This window comes from Streptomyces sp. NPDC041135, assembly GCF_055592085.1.
The window spans coordinates 248,455-270,708 of sequence record NZ_JBVIYZ010000008.1 but is presented as its reverse complement, the minus strand read 5'-3'; the positions used below and the strand labels follow the sequence as shown (position 1 = coordinate 270,708).

Genomic DNA, 22,254 nt, shown 5'->3' with positions numbered 1-22,254 from the left:
AAGGGGGAGGGGTGTCGAATACGCCAGGTGCCACCCTGGCCGGCCTCCAGGCCGCGCTGGGCAGCGTGAGCCTGGGGGTCGTCGACTCCGCAGGAGTCGCCTGGTACCTCCAGACGCTGGACGGCTGGGACTCGCCCGATGTCAGGTCGGAGTTCACCGAGCGGGAAGGGGATCACGGCGCCTGGGCGTCCCCCGTGTACCTGGGATCCCGCCCGATCACCCTGGGCGGCACCATCGTGGCCCCCTCGCGTATCCAGCTCGAGCAGGCCATGGACCAGCTGCGCGTGGCGGCGGCCCTCACAGACACGCTGCTGATCGTGCAGGAGACCACGCCGAAGCAGGTGACCGTCCGGCGCAGCGGTAAGCCGCTGATCCAGTACGTCACCGACACGGTGGGCTCGTACAGCGTGATGGTGACGGCGGCCGATCCGCGCCGGTACGCCACCACCCTGCAGTCGGCAACGACCGTCCTGCCCTCCAGCAGCGGCGGTCTGACCCTCCCCGCCACCACGCCCCTGACGGTGGCGGCCACGGTCACCGCGGGAGCGGTCACCGCGACCAACCCGGGCACGTTCTCCACCCGCCCCGTGTTCACGGTCACCGGTCCGGTCCAGAGTCCGAAGGTCATCGTGAGTGCCAGTTCCGGGTCCGGAGATCCGATCACCCTGGCCTACAGCCAGACCCTGGCGGCCGGCGAGTCCCTCGTCATCGACTGCGGCGCCCGGACCGTCACCCTCAACGGCACCGCCAGCCGGCGCCGCTACCTCACGGTCACCACCTGGCCGGAGATCCCCGCCGGCGGCAGCACGCGGGTCGACTTCCGCGCCGCCGCCTACGACCCGTCTGCCACGCTCACCGCGCAGTGGCGACCCGCATGGATGTGAGAGAGGACCCCCATGCCTGACGCCCTGTGGATGAACACGACCACCTACGACGCGCAGGAGCTGCGGCGGGCGACCGCGATGCAGTTCATGAGCAACGGGACCGCGCGCGGCGGCCGGAGCGGCATCCGGCCCGGCACCGGCGGATACGACGTCTCCGTGTCCGGTACCACGATCACCGTCTCCACCGGTGTGATGGCCGTGGCCGGCCCGGCCGGTGAGGGTGTGTACGTCTGCCCTCTCGACAGCGCTTTCACCCTGACGCTGACCGCGGCGCATGCCACGCTCGCCCGTATCGACCTGGTCTACCTGCGGGTGTGGGACACCGACCTGGACGGCACGGGACTGCGCAAGGCCGAGCCCGTCTACCTCGCTGGCACGGCGGCCTCCACCCCGGTCGCGCCGACCATTCCGGTGGGGCAGACGGGAGTGGAGCTAGCCACGATCAGCGTGCCGGCGTCCGGCGGCGGCTCGCCCTCGGTCAGCCAGACCATCCGACCCAACACCGTGGCGCCGGGCGGCATCCTGCCGTCGTCCACGGCGCCGTCCAGCCCGTATGCCGGGCAGGCGTACTACACGGGCGGCAACCTGCTGATCTGGAACGGCAGCAGCTGGGACACGTACCAGAAGCAACAGGGTGCGTGGACTTCCTGGACGCCGACCTGGTCGACGACCACCGGTGCTCACCTGCCCGCCTTCGGTGACGCGACGGTCAACTGCCGCTACACCAAGATGGGCAGAACCGTCATTTTCACCATGAACATTATTTTCGGGGCTGGCACGAACTTCGGGTCGGGGGCCACGGCGGGCGACAACTGGACCTTCTCCCTCCCCTTCCCGGCCGCGGTCACCAGCTTCCCCATCGGCAAGGCCAGCATGGAGCCGGGCACCAGCAAGGGCGTATCCGGCATTGCGCAGACCAGCACCGACGGCCTCACCGTCCTGGTCTACATGGACTCCGGGTCGCCAGGCGGCGGGGCCGTGTCCTCCGGCGTGGCCGACAGCATCTCGCCGTGGACATGGGTGTCTGGCAACAAGCTGGTGATCATCGGTCAGTACGAGGCGACCACGTGACAACCGGCCCCTACCAACTGGCCTGGTACGGCTGCGACATGCTCACCGGCGGCATCGTGGAGGACCTGCCCTCCCTCAAGCCGACCGGTGCCCTGTCCAGGAAGCTCGGCGCGTACACCACCCTGCAGCTGGATCTCGCCCTGGACGGGGCGCCGGCGGAGTGGGAAGCGGCGGTCGCGCCGGGGCGGTCCCTGCTCGTCGCCGTCGACACGGCGACAGATACTCCGATCTGGGCCGGCGCTGTCTTGCCGCGCGACGGGGGCAGCGCTGCCACGGTGCAGCTCGGCGCGGTCACCTTGGAGGCCTACCTGGACGCCCGCTACCCGGGCACCCAGACCCTGCTCGGCGTAGACCAGGCGTCCGTCATCAGCTCCCTGGTCACCCCGGCCCTCACCAGCGGGCCGCCGCTCGTCATCGACGCCGTCGCCACCGGCACCACCATGGACTACTTCAGCAACGACGGGGACGACCGGTCGATCCTGTCCTGCCTCAACGAGATCATGGGCCTGGACGGCGGCCCCGAGTGGACGATCGACGCGGCCTGGAACGCGGGGCACACCGGCTTCCAGTTCCCGCTGCGGGTCCGCCAACAGATCGGCACTCAGGCCGCATCCCCTGAGACCGTATTCGACTTCCCCGGCTGCGTCTCGGACTACAACTTCAGCGAGTCCTACGAACAGGGCAAGGGCGCCACCCGCGTCCTGGCCCGCGGCGAGGGCGAGGGCGACTCCCGCCTGACGTCGACCCCGCAGACCGCCACCGCCCTCCTCGCCGCAGGCTGGCCCGTCTGGGAGTACCGCTACACACCGGCAAGCGGCATCACCGACCCCAACCAGCTGGTCGCCCACGCCACCTCGTCTCTCGCCGTGATGTGCCAAGGCGCCCAGGTGTGGACCATGCAGGCCGTCGCCTCCCAGTCGCCGCGCGTCGGCGTCGACTGGGGACTGGGCGACACCGTCCATCTCGCCGTCGAGCAGTCGCGCCGGCACCCGAACGGCGCGGACGTCGTCGCCCGCTGCTGGTCCTGGGAGCTCGAGCCCGCAGCCGACCGCGTCCGCCCGATCCTCGTACAGGAGTGAGCCGATGAGTGCCGTCCGACAGCTCGACCAGCTGCCGCCCGACCCCACCACGATCGCCCGCAAATTGGCCGCCCTGGAACGGGAGGTGAAGGAGCTGCGGGCGGCCCGCCGGCTGACGTCGGCGACCATCGGCACCGTGCGCACCGCGAAGACCGGGCGGCGGGTCGAGATCAGTCAGAAGACCACGTCGCTCCGCCTGTACGCCCAGGACGGCGAGACGGTACTGGCCGAGCTGGGGCCCGACGACGCCGGCGGCGGAGGCCTGTGGACCCGTGGCCTGCAGACGCCGAACAACATCAGCGCCTACCTGCGCAGCGGGGAGCTGCGGTTCCGGCCGGTGGAGGACGGCCTGGTCGCCGTGCCCGCCGGGATCACCTACGACTCCGACGCCTACCAGTACACCGACCTGATCCTGACCAGCGGGAACGTGGCACCCACCGCGCACCGGGCCATCCTCACCCTGGAGTCCACGTTCGAGGGCGGCAACCCCTACGTGTACATCCAGGGCGAGAACAGCAACCAGTGCAACCTCGACGTCCTCGGGGTGATGACCGCCTCCAACATCGCCTACGGCTCGGTGTCCATCACCCCGTCAGCCGCGAACACTCCCACCTCGATGGCTGTGACCGGGCTCGGGCTGAAGGGCAACACCTTCTACGCCGTCGCCACGCCCGCAACCTCTCTGCCCGGCACGCAGGTCACCGGTGTCGGCATCAACAACGTGACCTCCGGTGGGCTGACCATCTGGCTGACCCGTACCAACACGACAACGACCTCTGTGAACTGGGTGGTATTCGGCATATGAGCACTCCTCCTGTGAGCTTCGATCCCGGCCTGTACTACGACGTGAGCGCCCGGGACGACAACGAGGCCTGCGTCAACTTCGGCCAGACGTTCGAGGTCAACCCCTGCTACTCGAACGGCGGCCGGGTCGTCATCCAGTGCGGCCTGTGCCGCCACAACATGACCATCGTGTCCGGCACGCTGCTGGACCCGCAGCCCGAGGTCTCCTGACCTGCCCCGTACTTCCCCACCCTCCACGCCCCGCGCCGTCGGCCGGGGCGTTCGTCACGTCTGGAGCACCCATGGAACAGCACTCCCCGAGCGACCTCGGGCGCCTCGCGTACCTCGCCTACAGCGAGGCCACTAGCGGCCTCACCCACGACGGCCGGCCGATGCCCGCGTGGGACGACCTCGGCGACACCGTTCAGGGCGCCTGGATCGCCGCGGCCGCGGCCGTCGCCGACCACGTCACCGGCGACCAGGCCGTCGGCGACGCGGAGCAGGAGGGCACCCGATGAAGCTCGTCACTCGGACGGAGCTGGGCTGGCCGGTGTCGGCCGCGCCACTCCAGGCGTCCACCCGCGGGGTGAAGGTCCACTACGAAGGCACGCCGGTCAGCCGGTCCCTGCTGACCGATCACGCCGCGTGCATCGCGGAGTGGAAGGCGATCCGCCGCTCCCACCTGGCGAACACCAAGGAGAACTACTCCGACATCGCCTACAACTACGGCGCCTGCCCGCACGGCTACCTCCTCGAGGGCCGCGGCATCGGCCGACGGACCGGCGCCAACGGCAACCAGCCGCTGAACATCGCGCACTACGCCATCGTCGGCCTGGTCGGCAGCGAGGGCCTGACCGAGCCCACCGACGAGATGCTCGGCGCGATCCGCGACGGCATCGAGCTGCTGCGCGCTCACGGCGCGGAGAGCGAGATCAAGGGCCACCGGGACGGCTACGCCACCGCGTGCCCGGGCGGCCCGCTGTACGCGTGGGTGCAGAAGGGCGCGCCCCGTCCGGCCGGCACCGGCGGCGGCCCCGCCGTGCCGAAGTACGAGCCGTTCCCGGGGGCGCAGCTGTTCATGGCCGGGAGCAAGCCCGCCGTCGGCCGCTCCTCGAAGATCTTCACGGCGATGGGTCGGCGGCTCATCGCCCGCGGCTTCGGTCGGTACTACAAGGTCGGCCCGGGCCCGAAGCTCGGCGAGGCCGACGTGCGCGCCTACGAGGCGTACCAGCGGTCCCTCGGCTACAGCGGTGCGGACGCGAAGTGGCCGCCCGGGCCGACGTCGTGGGCCACGCTCCACGTGCCCAACGTCTAAGGCGGCGACGTGATCCTCAACCTGACCCCGCACCCGATCCGCCTGTACGCCGCCGAACGCGAGGACGGTAGCGACGACTTCGACCCGCACCTGCGCACCGTCTTCCCGCCCGAGGGAACGCCCGCGCGACTGGCCACGATCGAAGTCAGCAGCGGCATGTGGCCCGTGCTGGTCGAGTACGGGCACGCGCAGAACCTGCCGCCCAAGCGGGACGGCGTGCAGTACATCGTCTCCCTCGTAGTCGCCCTGGCGCTCGCCGACCGGCGCTCCGACCTGCTCGTCCCCTACCGCGAGGTCCGCAACGCCTCCGGAACCGTCATCGGCTGCCGCTCCCTCGCGCAGCCCGTCTGAAACGAGGAACCCATGTCCGAGATCAATCTGCCCGGCGACGTCGACACCGTCGTGAAGACCGCGGAGACCTACGCCCGCGACCTGGCCGAGCGCACCCTGGCCACGGCGGTCGTCGCCGCGGGCGGTGTCGCCATCGCGGCCGGCCCGGCCGACATGTTCCACGCCAGCTTCTGGGAGACCATGGCCGCGGCCGGAATCGCCGCGGCCGGCACCCTGCTGAAGGGCATGGCGGCCAGAGCGTTCGGCTCGAAGAACAGCGCGTCTCTGGTCAAGGGCGTGTGATGCGCGCGGCGGCCCGGCGGCTCCGGCAGCAGCTGGGCCGCCGTGGCGCGCTCCTCACTCTCAAGGGACTCATGGCCATCGGCTACGGGACAGGCCAGGTGTTCCAGCCGACCGGCGACCCCGCGGGCCTGGCGCTGCTGCTGAAGTTGCGGCCGCTGGATTTCTGGGGGTGGGCCTGGGTTGCCGCGGGCGTGCTCGCCCTCGTCTGTGCCTGGCTGCCACCTCGCCGGGACTGGCCCGGCTTCCTCGCCGTGTGGCTCATCTCCACCCCGTGGGCGATGGCGTACCTGCTGTCCTGGTGGCCGCTCCACCAGTCGCCCCAGGGGTGGGTCATCGCCACGATCTTCGGGGCGTGGGGCGGGGTGAATCTGGTGGCCATCGGCTGGCAGGAGCCGTCGCCGCGCGCACGATCGGAGCCGCCGAGTGAGACCTGAGATGCTGACCGCGCTTAGCGCCCTGGCCGTGGCTCTGGTCACGGCCGCGGGTGGCATCCTGACCGCCATCGTCGGCCGGCGCCAGCCGCGGCGGCCGCGTGGCGCGGAGAGGCGCGACGACTTCACCGCCGTCACAGACCGGCTCAGCTCGCACATCGAGCGCCTGGAGCGGGAGGCCGAACACGACAGGCAGCAGGCCGAGGCCGACCGGGTCCGGCTCACCGCCCAGGACTTCGCCCTGCGGTACATCGCCAGCTGGGCCCGCTCGCTGGTCGCCTACATGCGGGACCAGCGCCTCGAGCCGCCTCCGCCCCCGCAGCCCATCCCGGAGGAGGTCCGCCCGTACCTCCATGACATCGGCACGTGACCGCGGCCCCGCGCTCCCTCGAGGAGCGCGGGGCCGCTTCGTCATGTCTGGGGTGGCGCGTCGGCTACGAAGGTGCCCTTGCCGCGGACCGTCTGGACCAGGCCGCGCTCGGCGAGCAGCTGCACGGCCGCCCGCGCGGTGGGCCGGGAGACGCCGAACTCCTCGACGATCCCGGCCTCGCTCGGGATGCGGCGCCGCGGCGGGTAGGTGCCGTCGGCGATCCGGGCCGCGAGGATCTGCGCGATCTGCTCGTACAGAGGCTCGGGCCCGTCGAGGTCCAGGGTCATATAACGACCGTAGGAGGCATACGACGATGCTTCCCGTCGGGTGACGTCACCTGACAACACCTGACAAGTGGGCGTAGCGTCGGACGTGGAAGACCCCCGCGGCCGCGCGAACGACCCGGGGGCATGGCCGACGCTTCGAGGGAGCATCGACATGGCGAAGCCTACGCAGGACAGCGGCACGGCGGACACCCCCCGCCCGAGCGGTTACGGCTGGTGCGCCTGGCATCAGGCCCACTCCTGGGGTGTGCGCCTCATCAGCATCGAGGAGCAGGGCTCCGGGTCGGGCGGTCACCGCCTGGCGTGCGAGGACTGCCGCACGACCCACGGCCTGGTCCCGCTCGCCGACCGGTCATGACGTGGAGACCGGAGCCGCCGTCCGCTACCTCCCTGACGCGCGCCCAGTACTCGGGCTGGGCGTGCTGCTGGTGCGGGACGTCCCTCGCGAAGGTCTCGGCGCGGCTCGCCGGCCGGGCCACCGGCGGCCAGGGGGCGCACGACCTGAGCGTGGACGTCTACGAGTGCGGTCCGCGCTGCCCCTCCCGGCCGCGGAGGCCGAAGACGGATAGACACACGGGAGCTACGCCATGAAGGAGAAGACCGTGCCCACCGCGGCGGTACGCCCTCGCGCAGGGATCTCCGGCTACTGCTGGGCCGAACACCCCGAGACGTGGGTTCACTGCACCGAGCCTGCTGGGCATCCGCCCCGGGACGGCGCCGGCGGGCACTGGCATCCGTACACCCGCACCGCCTGGTAGACCCCCGCGTCCGCCCGGCGCGCCGGCCCGGGCGGCCTCGGGCCGACGGCCGCCTCCGTACCCCGTCGGGGGCGGCCGTCACCCAACGAGGTCTCGCAGCGGGACGCCGATCGCCGCGGCAATGCGGATCAGGGTGTCGACGGTGGGCGACTGCTGGCCCCGCTCGATCCGTACGACGGAGGCCCGGTCCACACCGGACCGAAGGGACACCTGCTCCTGGCTCAGGCTGGCATGGAGACGAGCAGCCCGGACGCGCTCGCCGATGGCCCGGCGCTCAGCGAGCACCCAGTCCGGCGGCGGCAGGGCAGAAGGCACCCGCCCCACCTTCCGCGACCATGATCACCATGTCTGTAGCGGTAGGCCTACATTGTTTGATCTTTAGTGCCGCGCGGGTATCGCCCGATGCGGAACACCATCTCCCGCCGCTGGTCCGCCAGCTGCGGAATGAACCCGCCAACGGTGCTGGGGCCAGGCACGAGTCTCTCGGCGTGACCTCGGAGAGGACACCGGAAGCGGGGCAGGGCGGCCGCCCCCCCCAAGGGGCGGCCGCCCGCTCCTATTTCCGGGAGGCCGCACGACTCGCAGGCATCATGATCACTCGACTCTCGGGCCAGCTACGGGCCAGCTAGCGATCATGACGACCGGTCAAAAAGGACAGGACCCCAGCTCCGTCGTGCACTGAGCTGGGGTCCAACCTGTAGGCCCTGTGGGACTCGAACCCACAACCAATGGATTAAAAGTCCACTGCTCTGCCAATTGAGCTAAGGGCCCAGGCGATGTTGCCTCCCCGAGCATAGCGGGACGCGGCCGTGTCGCCGATCGGGTATCGGGACCCGGCCGCGTCGCGGGGCGCCCGGGTTCACGTGTCGGCCGGCTCCAGCGGGGCCGCGCCCGAGCGGTCGCGCCGGTGGCCGGTCCTGAGGAACCAGTGCCGGGCCGACACCGCCCACCACAGCGCCGCGAAGCCCAGGACGGCCAGGACGGCCACCGGGGCGTAGTTGAAGGTCTTCCAGGTGACCGGGGAGACCTGGGGGAGCATGAAGAGAACCGTGATCACCACCACCCAGGCCACCGAGACGACGCCGATCGGACGCGACCAGCGGCCCAGGTGCCAGGGCCCCCGCTCGAAGGCGTCGCCCTTGCGCAGACGCAGCAGGGTCGGGATGACGTAGGCGACGTACAGCCCGATGACGGCGATCGAGGTGACGGCGGCGTAGGCCGTGTAGTTGATCAGGTAGGGCAGGCCCAGGGCCAGGGCGGCCAGCGCGGCCAGCCACACCGCCGCCACCGGTGTCCGGGTGCGCGGGCTGACCGTGTGCCACACGCGGGAGAAGGGCAGGGCGCCGTCGCGGGAGAAGGCGTAGATCATGCGGCTGTTCGCCGTCACCGACGCCATGCCGCAGAACAGCTGGGCGCCGATGACGACCAGCAGGAGCAGTTTGCCCGCCGTCGCGCCGAGCGCGTCCAGGAGGATCTGGGCCGGGGGCGCCCCGGTGGGGGAGGCGAGTTCCCGGTCGTAGGACTGGATGGCGAAGGTGAAGCCGAGCAGCAGGACGAAGCCCGCGATCCAGGACGTCCAGATGGCGCGGACGATGCCCCGGGGCCCGGCCGTCGAGGCGTCGTGGGTCTCCTCCGTCATGTGGGCGGAGGCGTCGTAGCCGGTGAAGGTGTACTGGGCCATGAGCAGGCCGAGCAGGACGACGTAGAAGCCGCTGCCCCAGCCGGTGCGGTTGACGAACTCGGTGAAGACGAAGGACGCCGACCGGTGGTGGTCCGGTACGAAGGCCAGCGCGCCGACGATGACGAGCACGCCGAGGACGTGCCACCACACGCTCACGCTGTTGAGCAGGGCCACGATCCGCACGCCGAAGGTGTTCAGCAGGCCGTGCAGCACCAGGATCGCCGCGAAGAGCAGGATCGTGCGGCCGGGCGTCACCTCGAAGCCGAACTGGAGGTTCAGGTACGCGCCCAGGAAGGACGCGGCGCCGAAGTCGATGCCGGCGGTCACGGCGACCTGCCCGAGCACGTTGAACCAGCCCGTGAACCAGGCCCAGGCGGCGGCCGAGCGCGGCGGGGCCAGGCGGTGGGCCCAGAAGTAGAGGCCTGCGGAGGTGGGGTAGGCCGAGCAGATCTCGGCCATCGACAGGCCCACGAAGAGGGTCATCAGGCCCACCGCGACCCAGCCCCAGGTGATCACGGCGGGGCCGCCGGTGATCATGCCGAACAGGTACAGGGTCAGGCAGCCGGACAGGACCGAGATGATGGTGAAGGAGACGGCGTAGTTGGAGAACGCCGACATCCGGCGGGCCAGGACCTGCGTGTAGCCGAGCTGGGCGAGCCGTTCCTCGTCCGACGGCCCGCCGGGACGGCCCGGCGCACCCGCGTTCGCGTCTTCTGTCATGCCCCCAGCAATGCCCTGGCAGGAGCCGTGACATGCGTCACCCGGAGGCCGGAAAGCACCGCACCGGACGTGCGAAGGGCCCGTACGAGCGTTCTCGTACGGGCCCTTCGCATGTCGGCGCCGGTCGGCGCCGGTGGCGTCAGCCGTCAGCGGTCGTCACCGGCCGCCGGCGGTCGCGCGCCGGGTGTCAGCCGTTGCGCTTCCAGCGCGGCTTGTCCTCGCGGCGCCCGAAGGAGCCGGTGCCGCGGTGGTCGTCACGACGGCCGTAGGGGCGCTCGTGACCACCGGAGGTGGTGCCACCGCTGGCGGGACGCCGGGTGTGGGGCAGGAAGCCCGGGCGGTCGTCACGGCGGTCGCGGTTGAACGGACGGTCGCTGCCGCGGTGGCCGCCACGCTCGTCCCGGCGGAAGGAGGAGCTGCTGCCGCCACGGTCGTCGCGGCGCTCGAAGCTGCGGCCGCCACGGTCGTCACGGCGCTCGTCACGACGCTCGAACGTACGGCCCCCGCGGTCACCGCGGTCGTCGCGGCGCTCGAAGGAACGCCCGCCACGGTCGTCACGGCGGTCGTCACGACGCTCGAAGGAACGGCCCCCGCGGTCACCGCGGTCGTCACGGCGCTCGAAGGAACGCCCGCCACGGTCGTCACGGCGCTCGAAGCCACGGCTCCCGCTCCCGCGGTCGTCACGGCGCTCGAACGGACGGCCGCCACGGTCACCGCGGTCGTCGCGGCGCTCGAAGCCACGGCCACCGCGGTCGTCGCGACGGTCGAAGCCACGGCTCCCGCGGTCGTCACGACGCTCGAACGGACGGCCCCCGCGGTCGTCACGGCGCTCGTACGATCCCGTGGCCGCCGGGCGCTCGTCGCGCTCGGTGTCACGGGCCGCCGGCTGCTCCGCCACGGCCGCCTCGGCCACGGCCTGCTCCTCGACCGCGGCCTGCGCCTCGGCCACCGCGGCCACCGGGTCCTCGCCGCGCTCACGGGCGACGCGGGCGACCAGCCGGTCGGCCTCCTCGCGCAGCTCCGTCGCGCGGCGCTGGGCGCGCTCCAGCTCCTTGGCGAGCTGGGCGGCCTCGCGCTCGGCCTGCTGGGCGGCGTTGCCCGCGGACTCGGCCTGGACCTCGGTCATCGAACGGGCGCCGGTGATCTCGGCGACCTCCGGGTCGAAGGCCGCGCCGCCCTGGATGATGTGACGCCCGGCGTCGACGCCCGCGTCCTCCATCAGGCGGAAGATCTGGCGGCGCTGGTGCGGCAGCGACAGGGAGACGACCGTACCGGTGCGGCCGGCGCGGGCCGTGCGGCCGGCGCGGTGCAGGTAGTCCTTGTGGTCGCCGGCCGGGTCCACGTTCAGGACCAGGTCGATGCCGTCGACGTGGATGCCGCGGGCGGCGACGTCGGTCGCGACGAGCGCGTTGACGTAGCCCTTCTTGAAGTCCTCCAGCACCCGGGTGCGCGCGCCCTGCGTCATGCCGCCGTGCAGCGCGTCGGCCTTCACGCCGGAGTCGCAGAGCTGCTCGGCGATGCGGTCGGCGCCCAGCTGGGTGCGGACGAAGATGATCGTGCGGCCCTTGCGGGAGGCGATCGCGGCGGTGACCGGCGCCTTGTCCTTGGGCTTCACGATCAGGATGTGGTGGGACATCGTGGTGACGTTGCCCTGGGCGCTGTCGACCTCGTGCGTGACCGGGTCGGTTAGGTAGCGCTTGACCAGCGTGGAGATCTCGTTCTCCATGGTGGCCGAGAACAGCATGCGCTGGCCGCCGCCGGGGATCTGGTCGAGCAGCTCGGTGACCTCGGGCAGGAAGCCCAGGTCGGACATCTGGTCGGCCTCGTCGAGGACGGCGACCTGGACGTTCTCCAGGGAGCAGGCGCCGCGGTTGATGAGGTCGCGCAGCCGGCCCGGGGTGGCGACGAGGACGTCGACGCCGCGCTCCAGGGCGTAGATCTGGTTGCTCATCGACGTACCGCCGCAGACGACCTTCATCTTGAGGCCGAGGACGTCGCCGTACGGCTGGAGGGCGTCCGCGACCTGCATCGCGAGCTCACGCGTCGGCGTGAGGATGATGCCGCGGGGCTTCAGCTTCTCGGTGCGGCCGCCGGACAGCTGCGTCAGCAGCGGCAGGCCGAAGGACAGCGTCTTGCCGGAGCCGGTGCGGCCACGGCCGAGGATGTCCTTGCCGGCCAGCGCGTCCGGGATGGTCGCGGCCTGGATCGGGAAGGGGGCCGTGACGCCGTTCTGCGCGAGCTTGCGCACGACACCCTCGGGGAGTCCGAGGTCCGCGAACGTGACCTCGGGGGTGCTGGTCTCGTCGACCGTCTCGGCCTCGGGCTCGACAGCCTCGGGCATGACGACGTGATCAGTACTGGAAATGGACATGCGAATGCGAAACCTTCCGGAGTCTCGTCGGCACGCGCCCGTCAACTCCGTGTTTCGCATCACGACCGCCTCTATGCGGTCAGCCACGGCAAAGGAGAGAACGCGCCACACGGCGCGCTTCTGCGTTGGCGCCGGGCAAATGGGATCAAACGATCTACCACCATACGCACCCATCACCCCTCAAGGCAAACCCGTCCCCGAAACACCAGGTCAGACGGTCAGGCGGGCAGGGAGACTAGACCGGTACGCCCGCCCGGGGAGCCGGCTCCCGCTGGACCAGCTGCGGCCCCGGCTCCTCGTGGGCCGACGACGACGGCTCCGCCGAGGGCGGCTCCGTGACGGGCGGCGGCGGCGCGGAGGTCTCCGGCGGCGGGGGCGCGGCGGACGTCTGGGTGGGCACCGGCTCGGCCCTGGTCGGGACCGGCTCCCCCGGCTTCACGGTCCGGCCCGGCTTCGCGGGCGCCGCCGACGCGCTGGCCCGCCCGGACGCGGTCGCGGAGGCCGAGGCGGACGCGCCCCGCTTCGCCCTGCCCCCGTGCCCGCGCCGGCCGTCGGCGCCCTGCACGCCGTACCCGCCGCCGCCCCATCCCGCCGGCCCGCCGTCCGGTGCCTCGCCGTCCGGGTGACCCGCCGAGTGGGCGGGCCGGGCCCGGCCCGCGTCGTCGCCCACGCTCACACAGCCGGCGGCAGCGGTGACGACGAGCACCGCGGTGGCCAGTCGGACGGGTACGTTCAAGGGGCGCACGGCGGCCACCTCCGGGGCGAGTACGGGAGTCAACCTCCCCAACTCCCGCCGCCCGCAAGAGGACACGCGCCGCGTTCGAATCGGGTCACCCGTACCCGAGGGCGTGCAGTCGGGCGTCGTCGATGCCGAAGTGATGGGCGATCTCGTGCACCACGGTGACCTCGGTCTCCTGGACGACGTCCTCACGCGTGCCGCACATGCGCAGCGTCGGGCCCCGGTAGACGGTGATCCGGTCCGGGAGCACGCCCGCGTACCACTCGCCGCGCTCGGTCAGCGGGGTCCCCTCGTACAGGCCGAGCAGTCCGGGGTCGTCGGCGGGCGGTTCGTCCTCGACGAACACCGCGACGTTGTCCATCAGCCGCGTCAGCTCCGGCGGAATCCGGTCCAGCGCCTCGGCGACCAATTCCTCGAACTCCTCGCGCGTCATCTCCAGCACACGGTCATTGTCCGGCACGAGGCGGCCGCGGGAGAGCGGAAACCGCGCGCATCCGGCGGGCGCTCCCGGAGTGCCGCATATCCGCACCGCGATCCGGGCATACGGGCCCAATGGCCGCCCGCCTCCCCGTCCCAGTCCCGGACCGCATGCCGAACCGCACCCCGCACCGCCCCCGCCGTCTCCGCCTCCGCCGCGCCCGCCGCCCCCGTCCGCTGCCCCGGCTGGAACTCGCCGCCCGGCCGCACCCGTGGCTGCGCGCCCTCGGGCTCGCGGCGGTCGTGCTGGCCGGGGCCTGGCTGGGGCTGCTGATCGTCGGCGCCGTACGGGCCCCGGTCGGCCCGGTGAACACGACGATGGCCCTGCGCCCGTCCCTGACCGGCGGCACGAAGATCAACGTCTCCCCGCTGGGCGCGCTGTCCCTGGACAGCCATGTCGCGCCGGTCCGCCTGGACGTGAACGTCGACCAGCTCGACCCGCTGCGCGCCCAGGCCCTCGTCGACCACCCCGAACGCCTCTCCGGGCTCCAGGACGAGGTCGTCCGGGACGTCGAGCACGGCACGCGCGACCTGGCGCTGCGCTCCTGCGTCGCGGTGGTCTCCGGGGCGACCGCGCTCGGCCTCGCCGTCTACCGCCGCCCGCGCCCCGCCCTCGCCGCCGGCGGCCTGGCCCTCGCCCTCCTCGCCGCCTCGGGCGCGACCGCCTACGCCACCTGGAACCCCAGGTCCGTCCTGGAGCCGCGGTTCTCCGGCCTGCTGTCCTCCGCGCCCTCGGTCGTCGGCAACGCCCGCAGCATCGTCACCGAGTTCGACGTCTACCAGCAGGAGCTGGCCCGTCTGGTGACCAACGTGACGAAGCTGTACGACGTCACCTCGACGCTGCCCGCCTACCAGCCCGACCCGACCACCATCCGGGTCCTGCACGTCTCCGACATCCACCTCAACCCGGCCGGCTGGAAGATCGTCACCTCGCTGGTGGCCCAGTACAAGGTCGACGTGATCGTGGACTCCGGCGACACCATGGACCACGGCACGGCCGCGGAGAACGGCTTCCTGGACCCGGTGGCGGACCTGGGCGTGCCGTACGTGTGGGTGCGCGGCAACCACGACTCCGCGGCCACCCAGCGCTACCTCGCCCGGATGCGGAACGTGCGCGTGCTGGACGACGGCCGGGCGGTGACCGTCGCCGGGCTGCGCTTCGCCGGCATCGGCGACCCGCAGTTCACCCCCGACCGCTCGTCGGCGACCGGCGGCGACGCCGCCGAGCGGCTGGCCGGCGACCGCCTGGCGAGCGCGCTGCGCGACCAGCGGGCGGCCGGGACCCCGGTGGACGTCGCGGTCGCCCACGAGCCGGTCGCCGCGCGGGAGACGGACGGCGAGGTGCCGCTGGTGCTCTGCGGCCATCTGCACCACGAGGGCACGCAGGTGCTGAAGTACGGCACCCGGCTGCGGATGGAGGGCTCGACCGGCGGCAGCGGGCTGCGGGCCGTGGAGCGCAGCTACCCGGCACCCATCGAGGCGTCGATCCTGTACTTCGACCGGGACAGCCGCCGCCTCCAGGCCTGGGACGCGATCAAGCTGGGCGGCCTGGGCCTGACCACCGCCGAGGTCAGCCGCCACCTGCCGGAGGAGAACCTGCCCGGTGCCACGCCCAGCCCCACGGCGCCCTCCGGCACGGCCTCCCCGACGGCGCCGTAAACCGTTTTGGCGATACCCCGCGCCATCCCATATGCTTCTCACGTCCCCGACGCGCTGAGAGGCGCCCAGGCGGGCCGATAGCCCTCATCGTCTAGCGGCCTAGGACGCCGCCCTTTCAAGGCGGTAGCACGGGTTCGAATCCCGTTGGGGGCACGCATTACCGTGTGCGACACTGTTGCACGCACAGCTTGGTCCTGTGGAGCAGTTTGGAGTGCTCGCCACCCTGTCAAGGTGGAGGCCGCGGGTTCAAATCCCGTCAGGACCGCTGAGGTTTCCTCGGAAGCCTCGTGGCTGGGTAGCTCAGTTGGTACGAGCGTCCGCCTGAAAAGCGGAAGGTCGCCGGTTCGACCCCGGCCCCAGCCACAACCGCCCTGACCAGGGCTTGAGCCCCTCCCCGATGCATCCGGGGAGGGGCTCTTTCGTGCCGCTTACGCCAACCGCTACGCCAACGGCTTGATCAGGTGCCTCAGAGTGGCGCCCCTCCAGCGGGTCGCCCCAGGCCCGACCTGCCGTCGTAGTCGATCTGAAGATCCGCGCAGGGGCCGAGGGGTACGAGGGCGTACACCAGCAACCCTGTCCGGTCCTCGCACCAGCCAACGATAGCGGCCGACACGGACTCGGATCGAACTCCTGAAGCGGGTGTCGAGGACCGACGTCATTCCTCGCGGTACTGACCGAACACCTGCTGTTGCTCGTGCCGCCAGCTCCAGTTGGCCGGCCGGGAGAAGGGCAGGCTTCGGGCAAGGGCGGAGAACTGGTCGGATGGCTCCCGGCTGGCCTTGTTCACCACGATCGCCGAGAGCATCGCTGCTCGTCCGTCTTCGTTGCGGTGGAGGCAGACATCCTTGAGCAGGTAGGTCATGACTCCGCGGTGAGGCGGGATGGAATCGAAGCCCTGTGCCTCCAACTCGGCGCTCAGCTCCCCGTACGTGATGGTCTGTCCCTGCCGGGCCCGCTTCCGCAGGATCTCCGCGGCCGCTTCGACCGCTGCCGGGTACTCCGGATCCTTGATCCTCACTGTCCCTCCCCCACCGCGTGAACGCTGCTCAGCCTGCGCATCGCACCGGCCAGGCACCGCCCCGTACTCCTGGAAGCGGACGAAGAGGTCGTGCCACAACCGTGCCAGATCGTGCAGGGAACCACGGGGATTGACGGGGACCAGGGCGCCAGCCAGTCAGGCTCCAGGGGCGCTCCGGCGCAGGCCGACGCAGCAACTACCGACAGAAGACCCAAGCTTCTCAAGCTGAGGGCTCGGCCGGTCACCGCCGTCAGGCGCTGGCCATCGAAACAGGCAGCGTGGCTGAGGCTGGCGGGGGTGCAACGAGGCACACGAGTGAGCGCCGGCGAGCAAGCCCTTGCCCGTCGGCGCCCCCCTGGCGAGTGGGATCATCCATGGATGGCAGACATACGGCTCCCCTGCGGCTGGACTCTTCAGCAGATCCGCGATGTCACAGGGGACCGAGAAGCTACCGCCTTGGATCCCGATCGGCCAGTGAAGTGGGTCAGCGTCGGCGAGGTCCACGAGATGTCACGCCCGGAGATCGTTCTCGGGTTCCACAGCCTGTGTCTCGTGAAGCCTGTCGATGACGATGACTGGTACATGGGCAGCCTGTACGACGATGGCAGCATCGACTGCTGGGCCGCCTACAGCGACCTGTACGAGGCGCTACGGGGCCTTTGAAGGCCTGCTCCGTGTGCGAGGCTGGGCTGAGTGTCTGACTGCGTGACAACCACGGCGCACAACCGCGAACACCCGCGTACGTCAGCGCACTATCACCGCAGGTGAGAGGCGCAGCAGCCCAAGACAGCACCTCGAACCCAGTTGCTTCGGGACGAAGAGGTCGCCAGCGAGCAGCCGCGGCCAACCTCTGGCCAACCCACAGGCGTGGGAATCGCCCTAGCGGCGAAAAGCCGGGGCAGAAGGCCGCGGGAACGCTTCATAGGCCGGTCTTGAAAACCGTCGTGACAGCGGTGTCACCGTGCGTTCGAATCTCACCGCCTCCGCGCAGGTGACAAGCGTTGCAGGTCAGAAGGGGTGCCCCAGCATTCGGGGCATCCCTTCTGCGTGCACCTTGTCTCACCCCGGTTCGCCGGTATCCCAGCTCTGACCAGGGCGTGCGGCCAACCTGCGGCCAGGAATCATGGCTCTCCGGTCGTGCCGTCCTGCTCCGCGAGACCCTGCTCGATGAGGGCGTTCATCCTGGTCTCCTCGCCATCCAGGACCTTGGCGTAGTAGCGCTGGAGGACGGCGACCAGTACGGGCGGGATGGGCTCCGGGCGGACCGCGCGGTGGGCCCGGTGTTTCGGCTGTCGTTTCTCGTACGGCTTGCCGTCGTCGGTCCAGGCCGAACCCACCTGCGGCCGTGCGCCGGCGGGCATGAGCCGGCCCCAGCCTTCTGCGGGGAGGTCGCATTGGTCGGCGACTGCCCCGCGGCCCTCTGTCAATCGGGCCGGGTCGGATCGAGGCGCAGCCAGGAGGCGGGCCGCCGTCCATGCGCGAAGCGGCGGCCCGTCTCCTGGCTGCACCTGTGGCCGAGACCGAAGAAACGACGGTGGCGCAAAAGTCCGCGCCACCGGCCCGGATCGTGAACCGAGCGGCAGGGTGACCGGAGTCAGAAGCATCCTCGCACATCGCTGCGGAGAAGCTCTTCAACCTGCGTGGGCTTTTGCACTCCCGTCACCCGTACAGGCGATCTGCCACTCTCGGACGCATGCGTGCCACGGGGAAGAAACGAGTACGACCGAATTCCGCTTGCCTTCAATATCGGTGGGCGAACGCTGAAGAAGAACAACGAAGTGTTTCGCTCCTGTGGGCGCCCGTGGGGCGGTTGCCTTCAGCGATGTCACGCGAGGGTTGCATGAACTCCAGTGGCTGAGCCTCTGTTCCGGCGATGCCTGCCGTCTGTCTCTGCTGGATAAGAAGTCTTCTTCAGTGATGTAGCCCGTTGCCCGTCCGGGTGGATCATTCAAGCCATTCGGACCATTAAGCATTTTTGCATATCGCGATTTGCTCGCCAGGTTCGATGAATCACCCAGATGCATCGTAACCCGCCCCATGTTTCCTGCGTAATATGACGGCGACAGAAACCCGGCGATTCTGAGTAATTGAGAATCGCCGGACGTCACCATCCCCTCAGAGGAGTTGGCCCCTCAATGACGCTGAATATCCCTGTTGCATCGCTACGGCGAACGCTGTCGGTTTGGATCGCGGCGGCAGTTGCCGTAGCGATCGCCGCCGTCGTAGTCGCGGTGACGCCGACGCAGGCAAGCGCCCTCGCCACACCTGTACCACTGGGTACGGCGGACAGCTTTGCGGTACTGGCCGGTTCGGCCGTCACCAACACCGGTCCCACGGTGGTCACCGGGGATCTCGGAGTGAGTCCGGGGACGGCCATCAGCGGGTTCCCGCCCGGCCTGGTGAACGGGGCCCAGCACTCTGCGGACGCGGTGGCTGCCCAGGCCCAGGCCGACCTGGTCGCCGCATACAACGACGCCGCCGGACAGGCCACCGACGCTGCCCTTCCTGCGGACGCCGGCGGCCTGACGCTGGTCCCGGGCGTCTACACCGCCTCCTCCACTCTCGGGCTTACCGGCACCCTCACCCTGGACGCGCAGGGGGACCCCAACGCCGTCTGGGTGTTCCAGATCGGTTCGGGTCTGACGACGGCGTCCAGCAGCAGGGTGCTCCTCATCAACGGCGCCTCGCCGTGCAATGTCTTCTGGCAAGTTGGCAGTTCGGCCACTCTCGGCACGGACTCCACCTTCGTGGGTAACATCCTGGCCCTGACGTCGATCTCTGCCACGACGGGCGCGACCATCGACGGGCGGGCGCTGGCCCGTAACGGTGCTGTGACGCTGGACACCAACACGATCACCCGGCCGCAGTGCGCCGCTGGCACTACCGGTGCAACGACGGCCGGGACCACGGCTGGAACCACGGCCGGAACCACGGCCGGAACCACGACTGGAACCACGGCCGGAACCACGACTGGAACCACGGCCGGGACCACGACTGGAACCACGGCCGGGACCACGGCCGGGACCACGACTGGAACCACGGCCGGGACCACAGGTTCGACGACGGCTGGAACCACGGCCGGGACCACAGGTTCGACGACGGCTGGAACCACGGCCGGGACCACAGGTTCGACGACGGCTGGAACCACGGCCGGGACCACAGGTTCGACGACGGCTGGAACCACGGCCGGGACCACGGCCGGGACCACAGGTTCGACGACCGCCGGAACCACGGGTGGCACGACCGGTGGCGACACCGGCGGAAACGGGCATGGCTGCAAGCCCGGCAAGCCCGGCAAGCCCGGTAAGCCCGGTAAGCACGGCAAGTTCGGTAAGCACGGCAAGTTCGGTAAGCACGGCAAGAGTAAGACCGATGAGTTCGGCAAGACCGGCATGTTCGGCAAGACCGATGAGTTCGGCAAGACCGGCAAGTTCGGCAAGACCGATGAGTTCGGCAAGACCGGCAAGTTCAGCAAGACCGATGAGTTCGGCAAGACCGGCAAGCACAGTAAGTATGACAATTTCGCCGACTATGACGACCAGTCCGGCACGGACTACGACTACGACTGTGACCGTGCCTAGCGCGATGGTCAGCGTGGCCGGGAGCGAATCCCACATGCCTCTGGGGTTCGCGACGGCGTAGTCGGATCACGTGCGTGCGCTCCCCGGCAGCGGGTGTGTGCGGGGCAGCCGCCCACGTGCGTGAGCAGGACGGACGGCGTGCGGCGCGGATCGTTATCGCTTCCGCCGCACGCCGTCGGTGAAACCTCAGGAGAATCAAGTGAGAGAAGTCGGGCCGCACGAGTCGGGCGGGACCGTGCGGGGTGGCGTCGCATCAGCGGATGCCGGCCAATTGAACGGAACCGCCGCTGGGAAAGCCACACACAACGAGGGCGGCAGACCTCCTGCCGCCGAAGCGCCTTCGGGGCCGCCCGTCGCCGTCAAGGCCGGAGTGCACGTCGCTGTGGTCCTATGTCTGGCTACGGCCCTGGTGCACGTGCTCCTGGTATTCCTGCAGGTGGCACCTCCGAATTCCATCTCCCGACAGTACAGCCGGCAGGTCAATGCCTGGATCTTCCCCTTTTTCGAGCAGAACTGGCGACTCTTCGCCCCGGACCCGGAGTCGGCCAACCGGCAGATCTCGGCGAGGACCGTGCACACCGCCCCGGACGGAACCGTCCAGGTCAGCGACTGGTTCGACCTGACCGCCGTCGACACAGCCGCGGTGAAACACAACGCCTACCCGAGCCATACAGCACAGAACATGCTGCGCCGGGCCTATACCTCCTACCTTGAGACGCACGGCGGCGACGACCGGCCGCACTCACAGCGTGCTCTGATGATCCAGCAGTACCTGCGCAACATCGCGGCGGATCGCGTCGCCGCTCATCGTCACGGCACATTCACATCCATCCAGCTGCGGGTGATCACCGTGTTCATCACCGCGCCATCCCCAGCCGGTGGCTCCGGTCCCGGCGCGGCCGCACCGAAGCCCGCCGACACCCGTTACCTGCCCTGGTGGAAGATGACCCGTCATGCAACACGCTGAGCCGACATCGACCCGGGTGACCACGCCGTCGCGATCCGGACACGGCACCGGGCAAGCGGGCGCCCACGTGCCGCAGCAGATGCTGACCCGCGTCGCGACGCTACTCACCCTTCTGCTGGAGCAGCCGATCTCCCTGTACGCCGCGGCGGTCTTGCGCATCGGGTACGGGTTCCTCTACTTCACCTTCCTGCTGCGCGAGTTTCTCCACCGCGACGAGATCTGGGGTCCCGGTTCACCGTGGACGCCGACACTGGCCAGGCAACTCTTCGACCAGACCGGCTGGGTCAGCATCCTCACCGTGTCCGACAGCCGTGCCTACTTCGAGGTCTGTTACACGGCAGCCCTCGTCATCTCGGCACTGTTCATGCTCGGCTGGCGAACCAGAGCGGTATCCGTGCTCTTCGCGGTCGTAGTGGCGTCTTTCCATGCCAAGGCGATCTTCATGACGGACGGAGGGGACAACCTCATCCTCCTCATGGCCCTCTACCTCGTCGTCACCGCATGCGGCCGGCGCTGGTCCCTCGACGCGCGCAGGGCCCGGCTTTCAGCCTCCGACGGCAAGGCTGGGCGACTTCTGCTGAGCCAGGCATCCGGCGAGCTGCGACGTCACCTCCACGACGCGCGCCTGACAGTGATCACCGTGCTGCACAACTGCGGCATGCTCGTCATCGCCGCCCAGGTCTGCTTCCTCTACGGATCCGCCGGCCTGTACAAGGTGCAGGGCGCCTCCTGGGGCAACGGCACCGCCCTCCACTACGCCCTGAACCTCGACCTGTTCCGGCCCTGGCCCGGGCTTTCCACCTTGGCGGACGGACACGTCCTGCTGATCGCCATCACCTGCTACCTGACCGTGCTGGTGCAGGTGGCTTTCCCGTTCGTCCTGTTCGGCAAGCTCAAGTACCCGGCTCTGGTCGTGTTGTTGACTATGCACGTGGGTATCGCGGTGTTCCTGGGCCTGCCGCTCTTCTCCGGCGCGATGATCGTCGCGGACGCCGTCTTCCTCCCGGACCGCTTCTACCGGTACCTCGGACAGCTGTGGCGGGGTGTCGCCCGGCGGACAGACGCCCGGGATGTGAAGACCCCGCCCCCGGGAGAGCCGGTACTCGTGCCGCCGCAGCACACATTTTCGCGCCGGTGAGGGGCCCCGTTCTAGGGTGGCGGCCAGGCGGACGGCGAGTTCGTCGAAGGTACCGGAGTTGGGCAGAGCTGCCGGGATAGTTGGAACCGACGACGGGTGCTTTGTGCCTGCGGCCCCTCTCGCGATCGGTCTCCAGGAACTCAGGCTGACGGAGCGACGACACAGGTAGAGCTTTTTTTCACGTCAGTTTGACGAGATGGGCTTACAGCGCTGCTCTGGGTGCCGGGGGGCGACCCCGTGTGTCTGATCGATCGGACGAAGGGAAACGAAGCCAGTGGACCGTGTGGACCACGGA

Annotated in this window: 25 protein-coding genes and 4 tRNA genes; 20 read left to right on the top strand and 9 right to left on the bottom strand. The window is 70.2% G+C overall.

All coding sequences use genetic code 11. The features are described from left to right. Positions 1 to 11 precede the first annotated feature (11 nt). The 11 genes from ACZ6CZ_RS21120 (at position 12) to ACZ6CZ_RS21070 (ending at position 6,566) form a co-directional block, all read left to right on the top strand. Positions 12 to 884: a phage distal tail protein gene (locus tag ACZ6CZ_RS21120; RefSeq protein ID WP_469023230.1), complete on the top strand. Its 873-nt coding sequence runs from the start codon at positions 12 to 14 to the stop codon at positions 882 to 884. A 12-nt stretch (positions 885 to 896) separates the two neighbouring features. Further along, positions 897 to 1,955: a hypothetical protein gene (locus ACZ6CZ_RS21115; RefSeq protein ID WP_469023228.1), complete on the top strand. Its 1,059-nt coding sequence runs from the start codon at positions 897 to 899 to the stop codon at positions 1,953 to 1,955. After that, positions 1,952 to 3,034: a hypothetical protein gene (locus tag ACZ6CZ_RS21110; RefSeq protein ID WP_469023227.1), complete on the top strand. Its 1,083-nt coding sequence runs from the start codon at positions 1,952 to 1,954 to the stop codon at positions 3,032 to 3,034. Before ACZ6CZ_RS21115 ends, ACZ6CZ_RS21110 begins: the two co-directional genes overlap by 4 nt. Positions 3,035 to 3,038: 4 nt before the next feature. After that, positions 3,039 to 3,839, top strand: a complete 801-nt coding sequence (locus ACZ6CZ_RS21105) for a hypothetical protein (RefSeq protein ID WP_469023225.1) — start codon at positions 3,039 to 3,041, stop codon at positions 3,837 to 3,839. Beyond that, complete coding sequence (locus ACZ6CZ_RS21100; RefSeq protein ID WP_469023222.1) at positions 3,836 to 4,048, top strand: hypothetical protein; 213 nt, start codon at positions 3,836 to 3,838, stop codon at positions 4,046 to 4,048. The genes ACZ6CZ_RS21105 and ACZ6CZ_RS21100 overlap by 4 nt, the downstream gene beginning before the upstream one ends. Before the next feature lie 71 nt (positions 4,049 to 4,119). Continuing rightward, positions 4,120 to 4,335, top strand: a complete 216-nt coding sequence (locus tag ACZ6CZ_RS21095; protein ID WP_469023220.1) for a hypothetical protein — start codon at positions 4,120 to 4,122, stop codon at positions 4,333 to 4,335. Next, positions 4,332 to 5,132, top strand: a complete 801-nt coding sequence (locus ACZ6CZ_RS21090) for a peptidoglycan-binding protein (protein WP_469023217.1) — start codon at positions 4,332 to 4,334, stop codon at positions 5,130 to 5,132. The genes ACZ6CZ_RS21095 and ACZ6CZ_RS21090 overlap by 4 nt, the downstream gene beginning before the upstream one ends. Before the next feature lie 9 nt (positions 5,133 to 5,141). Beyond that, complete coding sequence (locus ACZ6CZ_RS21085) at positions 5,142 to 5,483, top strand: hypothetical protein (RefSeq protein ID WP_469023214.1); 342 nt, start codon at positions 5,142 to 5,144, stop codon at positions 5,481 to 5,483. Between the two features lie 12 nt (positions 5,484 to 5,495). After that, complete coding sequence (locus ACZ6CZ_RS21080; protein ID WP_469023212.1) at positions 5,496 to 5,765, top strand: hypothetical protein; 270 nt, start codon at positions 5,496 to 5,498, stop codon at positions 5,763 to 5,765. After that, positions 5,765 to 6,199, top strand: a complete 435-nt coding sequence (locus ACZ6CZ_RS21075; RefSeq protein WP_469023209.1) for a hypothetical protein — start codon at positions 5,765 to 5,767, stop codon at positions 6,197 to 6,199. The genes ACZ6CZ_RS21080 and ACZ6CZ_RS21075 overlap by 1 nt, the downstream gene beginning before the upstream one ends. A 1-nt stretch (position 6,200) precedes the next feature. Beyond that, positions 6,201 to 6,566, top strand: a complete 366-nt coding sequence (locus ACZ6CZ_RS21070) for a hypothetical protein (protein ID WP_469023205.1) — start codon at positions 6,201 to 6,203, stop codon at positions 6,564 to 6,566. Between the two features lie 41 nt (positions 6,567 to 6,607). On the opposite strand, the gene ACZ6CZ_RS21065 is transcribed toward ACZ6CZ_RS21070, so the two are convergent. Next, positions 6,608 to 6,853, bottom strand: a complete 246-nt coding sequence (locus tag ACZ6CZ_RS21065) for a GntR family transcriptional regulator (protein ID WP_469023202.1) — start codon at positions 6,851 to 6,853, stop codon at positions 6,608 to 6,610. 151 nt (positions 6,854 to 7,004) lie between these two features. Between ACZ6CZ_RS21065 and ACZ6CZ_RS21060 the strand changes: the two genes are divergently transcribed. After that, on the top strand, positions 7,005 to 7,208 hold the full coding sequence (locus ACZ6CZ_RS21060; RefSeq protein WP_469023199.1) for a hypothetical protein: 204 nt from the start codon (positions 7,005 to 7,007) through the stop codon (positions 7,206 to 7,208). A 478-nt stretch (positions 7,209 to 7,686) separates the two neighbouring features. On the opposite strand, the gene ACZ6CZ_RS21055 is transcribed toward ACZ6CZ_RS21060, so the two are convergent. The 6 genes from ACZ6CZ_RS21055 to ACZ6CZ_RS21030 form a co-directional block, all read right to left on the bottom strand. Beyond that, complete coding sequence (locus tag ACZ6CZ_RS21055) at positions 7,687 to 7,923, bottom strand: helix-turn-helix domain-containing protein (protein ID WP_469023196.1); 237 nt, start codon at positions 7,921 to 7,923, stop codon at positions 7,687 to 7,689. 383 nt (positions 7,924 to 8,306) lie between these two features. Further along, positions 8,307 to 8,379, bottom strand: a tRNA-Lys gene (locus ACZ6CZ_RS21050). 88 nt (positions 8,380 to 8,467) lie between these two features. Beyond that, entirely contained in the window at positions 8,468 to 10,009 is a 1,542-nt protein-coding gene (locus ACZ6CZ_RS21045; RefSeq protein ID WP_469023193.1) for an amino acid permease, read from the bottom strand. Between the two features lie 187 nt (positions 10,010 to 10,196). Next, the gene (locus ACZ6CZ_RS21040) at positions 10,197 to 12,380 is read right to left on the bottom strand and encodes a DEAD/DEAH box helicase (protein ID WP_469023191.1); all 2,184 of its coding nucleotides are present in this window, start codon (positions 12,378 to 12,380) and stop codon (positions 10,197 to 10,199) included. Between the two features lie 235 nt (positions 12,381 to 12,615). Beyond that, positions 12,616 to 13,125: a hypothetical protein gene (locus ACZ6CZ_RS21035; RefSeq protein WP_469023188.1), complete on the bottom strand. Its 510-nt coding sequence runs from the start codon at positions 13,123 to 13,125 to the stop codon at positions 12,616 to 12,618. 85 nt (positions 13,126 to 13,210) lie between these two features. Next, a complete protein-coding gene (locus ACZ6CZ_RS21030; protein ID WP_469023185.1) occupies positions 13,211 to 13,561 on the bottom strand; it encodes a metallopeptidase family protein in 351 nt (116 codons plus the stop codon). A 146-nt stretch (positions 13,562 to 13,707) separates the two neighbouring features. Here ACZ6CZ_RS21030 and ACZ6CZ_RS21025 point away from each other — a divergent pair, with 146 nt between their 5' ends. From ACZ6CZ_RS21025 to ACZ6CZ_RS21010, 4 genes are all read left to right on the top strand, one after another. After that, the gene (locus tag ACZ6CZ_RS21025) at positions 13,708 to 15,255 is read left to right on the top strand and encodes a metallophosphoesterase (protein WP_469023181.1); all 1,548 of its coding nucleotides are present in this window, start codon (positions 13,708 to 13,710) and stop codon (positions 15,253 to 15,255) included. A gap of 80 nt (positions 15,256 to 15,335) precedes the next feature. Next, a tRNA-Glu gene (locus ACZ6CZ_RS21020) sits at positions 15,336 to 15,408 on the top strand. A gap of 37 nt (positions 15,409 to 15,445) precedes the next feature. Next, a tRNA-Asp gene (locus ACZ6CZ_RS21015) sits at positions 15,446 to 15,520 on the top strand. Between the two features lie 24 nt (positions 15,521 to 15,544). Continuing rightward, a tRNA-Phe gene (locus ACZ6CZ_RS21010) sits at positions 15,545 to 15,618 on the top strand. A gap of 292 nt (positions 15,619 to 15,910) precedes the next feature. On the opposite strand, the gene ACZ6CZ_RS21005 is transcribed toward ACZ6CZ_RS21010, so the two are convergent. Beyond that, on the bottom strand, positions 15,911 to 16,273 hold the full coding sequence (locus tag ACZ6CZ_RS21005; protein ID WP_469023178.1) for a hypothetical protein: 363 nt from the start codon (positions 16,271 to 16,273) through the stop codon (positions 15,911 to 15,913). A 378-nt stretch (positions 16,274 to 16,651) separates the two neighbouring features. Here ACZ6CZ_RS21005 and ACZ6CZ_RS21000 point away from each other — a divergent pair, with 378 nt between their 5' ends. Beyond that, positions 16,652 to 16,936: a hypothetical protein gene (locus ACZ6CZ_RS21000; RefSeq protein ID WP_469023175.1), complete on the top strand. Its 285-nt coding sequence runs from the start codon at positions 16,652 to 16,654 to the stop codon at positions 16,934 to 16,936. A gap of 458 nt (positions 16,937 to 17,394) precedes the next feature. Here the strand turns inward: ACZ6CZ_RS21000 and ACZ6CZ_RS20995 are convergent, their stop codons facing one another. Then, the gene (locus tag ACZ6CZ_RS20995) at positions 17,395 to 17,634 is read right to left on the bottom strand and encodes a hypothetical protein (protein ID WP_469023173.1); all 240 of its coding nucleotides are present in this window, start codon (positions 17,632 to 17,634) and stop codon (positions 17,395 to 17,397) included. Positions 17,635 to 18,408: 774 nt separating this feature from the next. Between ACZ6CZ_RS20995 and ACZ6CZ_RS20990 the strand changes: the two genes are divergently transcribed. From ACZ6CZ_RS20990 to ACZ6CZ_RS20980, 3 genes are all read left to right on the top strand, one after another. Further along, positions 18,409 to 19,854 carry an ice-binding family protein gene (locus ACZ6CZ_RS20990; protein ID WP_469023171.1) on the top strand — a complete coding sequence of 482 codons (1,446 nt, stop codon included), beginning with the start codon at positions 18,409 to 18,411 and terminating at the stop codon, positions 19,852 to 19,854. Between the two features lie 199 nt (positions 19,855 to 20,053). Beyond that, positions 20,054 to 20,821 (top strand): DUF5819 family protein, encoded by a 768-nt coding sequence (locus ACZ6CZ_RS20985; protein WP_469023169.1) that lies wholly within the window; start codon positions 20,054 to 20,056, stop codon positions 20,819 to 20,821. A gap of 79 nt (positions 20,822 to 20,900) precedes the next feature. Further along, the gene (locus ACZ6CZ_RS20980; protein ID WP_469023407.1) at positions 20,901 to 21,959 is read left to right on the top strand and encodes an HTTM domain-containing protein; all 1,059 of its coding nucleotides are present in this window, start codon (positions 20,901 to 20,903) and stop codon (positions 21,957 to 21,959) included. Positions 21,960 to 22,254: the final 295 nt, after the last annotated feature.

Bases quoted from the DNA above. Each gene is read 5' to 3' on its own strand.
- ACZ6CZ_RS21115 (WP_469023228.1), top strand. From the start codon at position 897: ATGCCTGACGCCCTGTGGATGAACACGACCACCTACGACGCGCAGGAG.
- ACZ6CZ_RS21105 (WP_469023225.1), top strand. From the start codon at position 3,039: ATGAGTGCCGTCCGACAGCTCGACCAGCTGCCGCCCGACCCCACCACG.
- ACZ6CZ_RS21100 (WP_469023222.1), top strand. From the start codon at position 3,836: ATGAGCACTCCTCCTGTGAGCTTCGATCCCGGCCTGTACTACGACGTG.
- ACZ6CZ_RS21095 (WP_469023220.1), top strand. From the start codon at position 4,120: ATGGAACAGCACTCCCCGAGCGACCTCGGGCGCCTCGCGTACCTCGCC.
- ACZ6CZ_RS21090 (WP_469023217.1), top strand. From the start codon at position 4,332: ATGAAGCTCGTCACTCGGACGGAGCTGGGCTGGCCGGTGTCGGCCGCG.
- ACZ6CZ_RS21080 (WP_469023212.1), top strand. From the start codon at position 5,496: ATGTCCGAGATCAATCTGCCCGGCGACGTCGACACCGTCGTGAAGACC.
- ACZ6CZ_RS21075 (WP_469023209.1), top strand. From the start codon at position 5,765: ATGCGCGCGGCGGCCCGGCGGCTCCGGCAGCAGCTGGGCCGCCGTGGC.
- ACZ6CZ_RS21070 (WP_469023205.1), top strand. From the start codon at position 6,201: ATGCTGACCGCGCTTAGCGCCCTGGCCGTGGCTCTGGTCACGGCCGCG.
- ACZ6CZ_RS21065 (WP_469023202.1), bottom strand. From the start codon at position 6,853: ATGACCCTGGACCTCGACGGGCCCGAGCCTCTGTACGAGCAGATCGCG.
- ACZ6CZ_RS21060 (WP_469023199.1), top strand. From the start codon at position 7,005: ATGGCGAAGCCTACGCAGGACAGCGGCACGGCGGACACCCCCCGCCCG.
- ACZ6CZ_RS21045 (WP_469023193.1), bottom strand. From the start codon at position 10,009: ATGACAGAAGACGCGAACGCGGGTGCGCCGGGCCGTCCCGGCGGGCCG.
- ACZ6CZ_RS21040 (WP_469023191.1), bottom strand. From the start codon at position 12,380: ATGTCCATTTCCAGTACTGATCACGTCGTCATGCCCGAGGCTGTCGAG.
- ACZ6CZ_RS21025 (WP_469023181.1), top strand. From the start codon at position 13,708: ATGCCGAACCGCACCCCGCACCGCCCCCGCCGTCTCCGCCTCCGCCGC.
- ACZ6CZ_RS21000 (WP_469023175.1), top strand. From the start codon at position 16,652: ATGGCAGACATACGGCTCCCCTGCGGCTGGACTCTTCAGCAGATCCGC.
- ACZ6CZ_RS20995 (WP_469023173.1), bottom strand. From the start codon at position 17,634: ATGCCCGCCGGCGCACGGCCGCAGGTGGGTTCGGCCTGGACCGACGAC.
- ACZ6CZ_RS20990 (WP_469023171.1), top strand. From the start codon at position 18,409: ATGACGCTGAATATCCCTGTTGCATCGCTACGGCGAACGCTGTCGGTT.
- ACZ6CZ_RS20980 (WP_469023407.1), top strand. From the start codon at position 20,901: ATGCTGACCCGCGTCGCGACGCTACTCACCCTTCTGCTGGAGCAGCCG.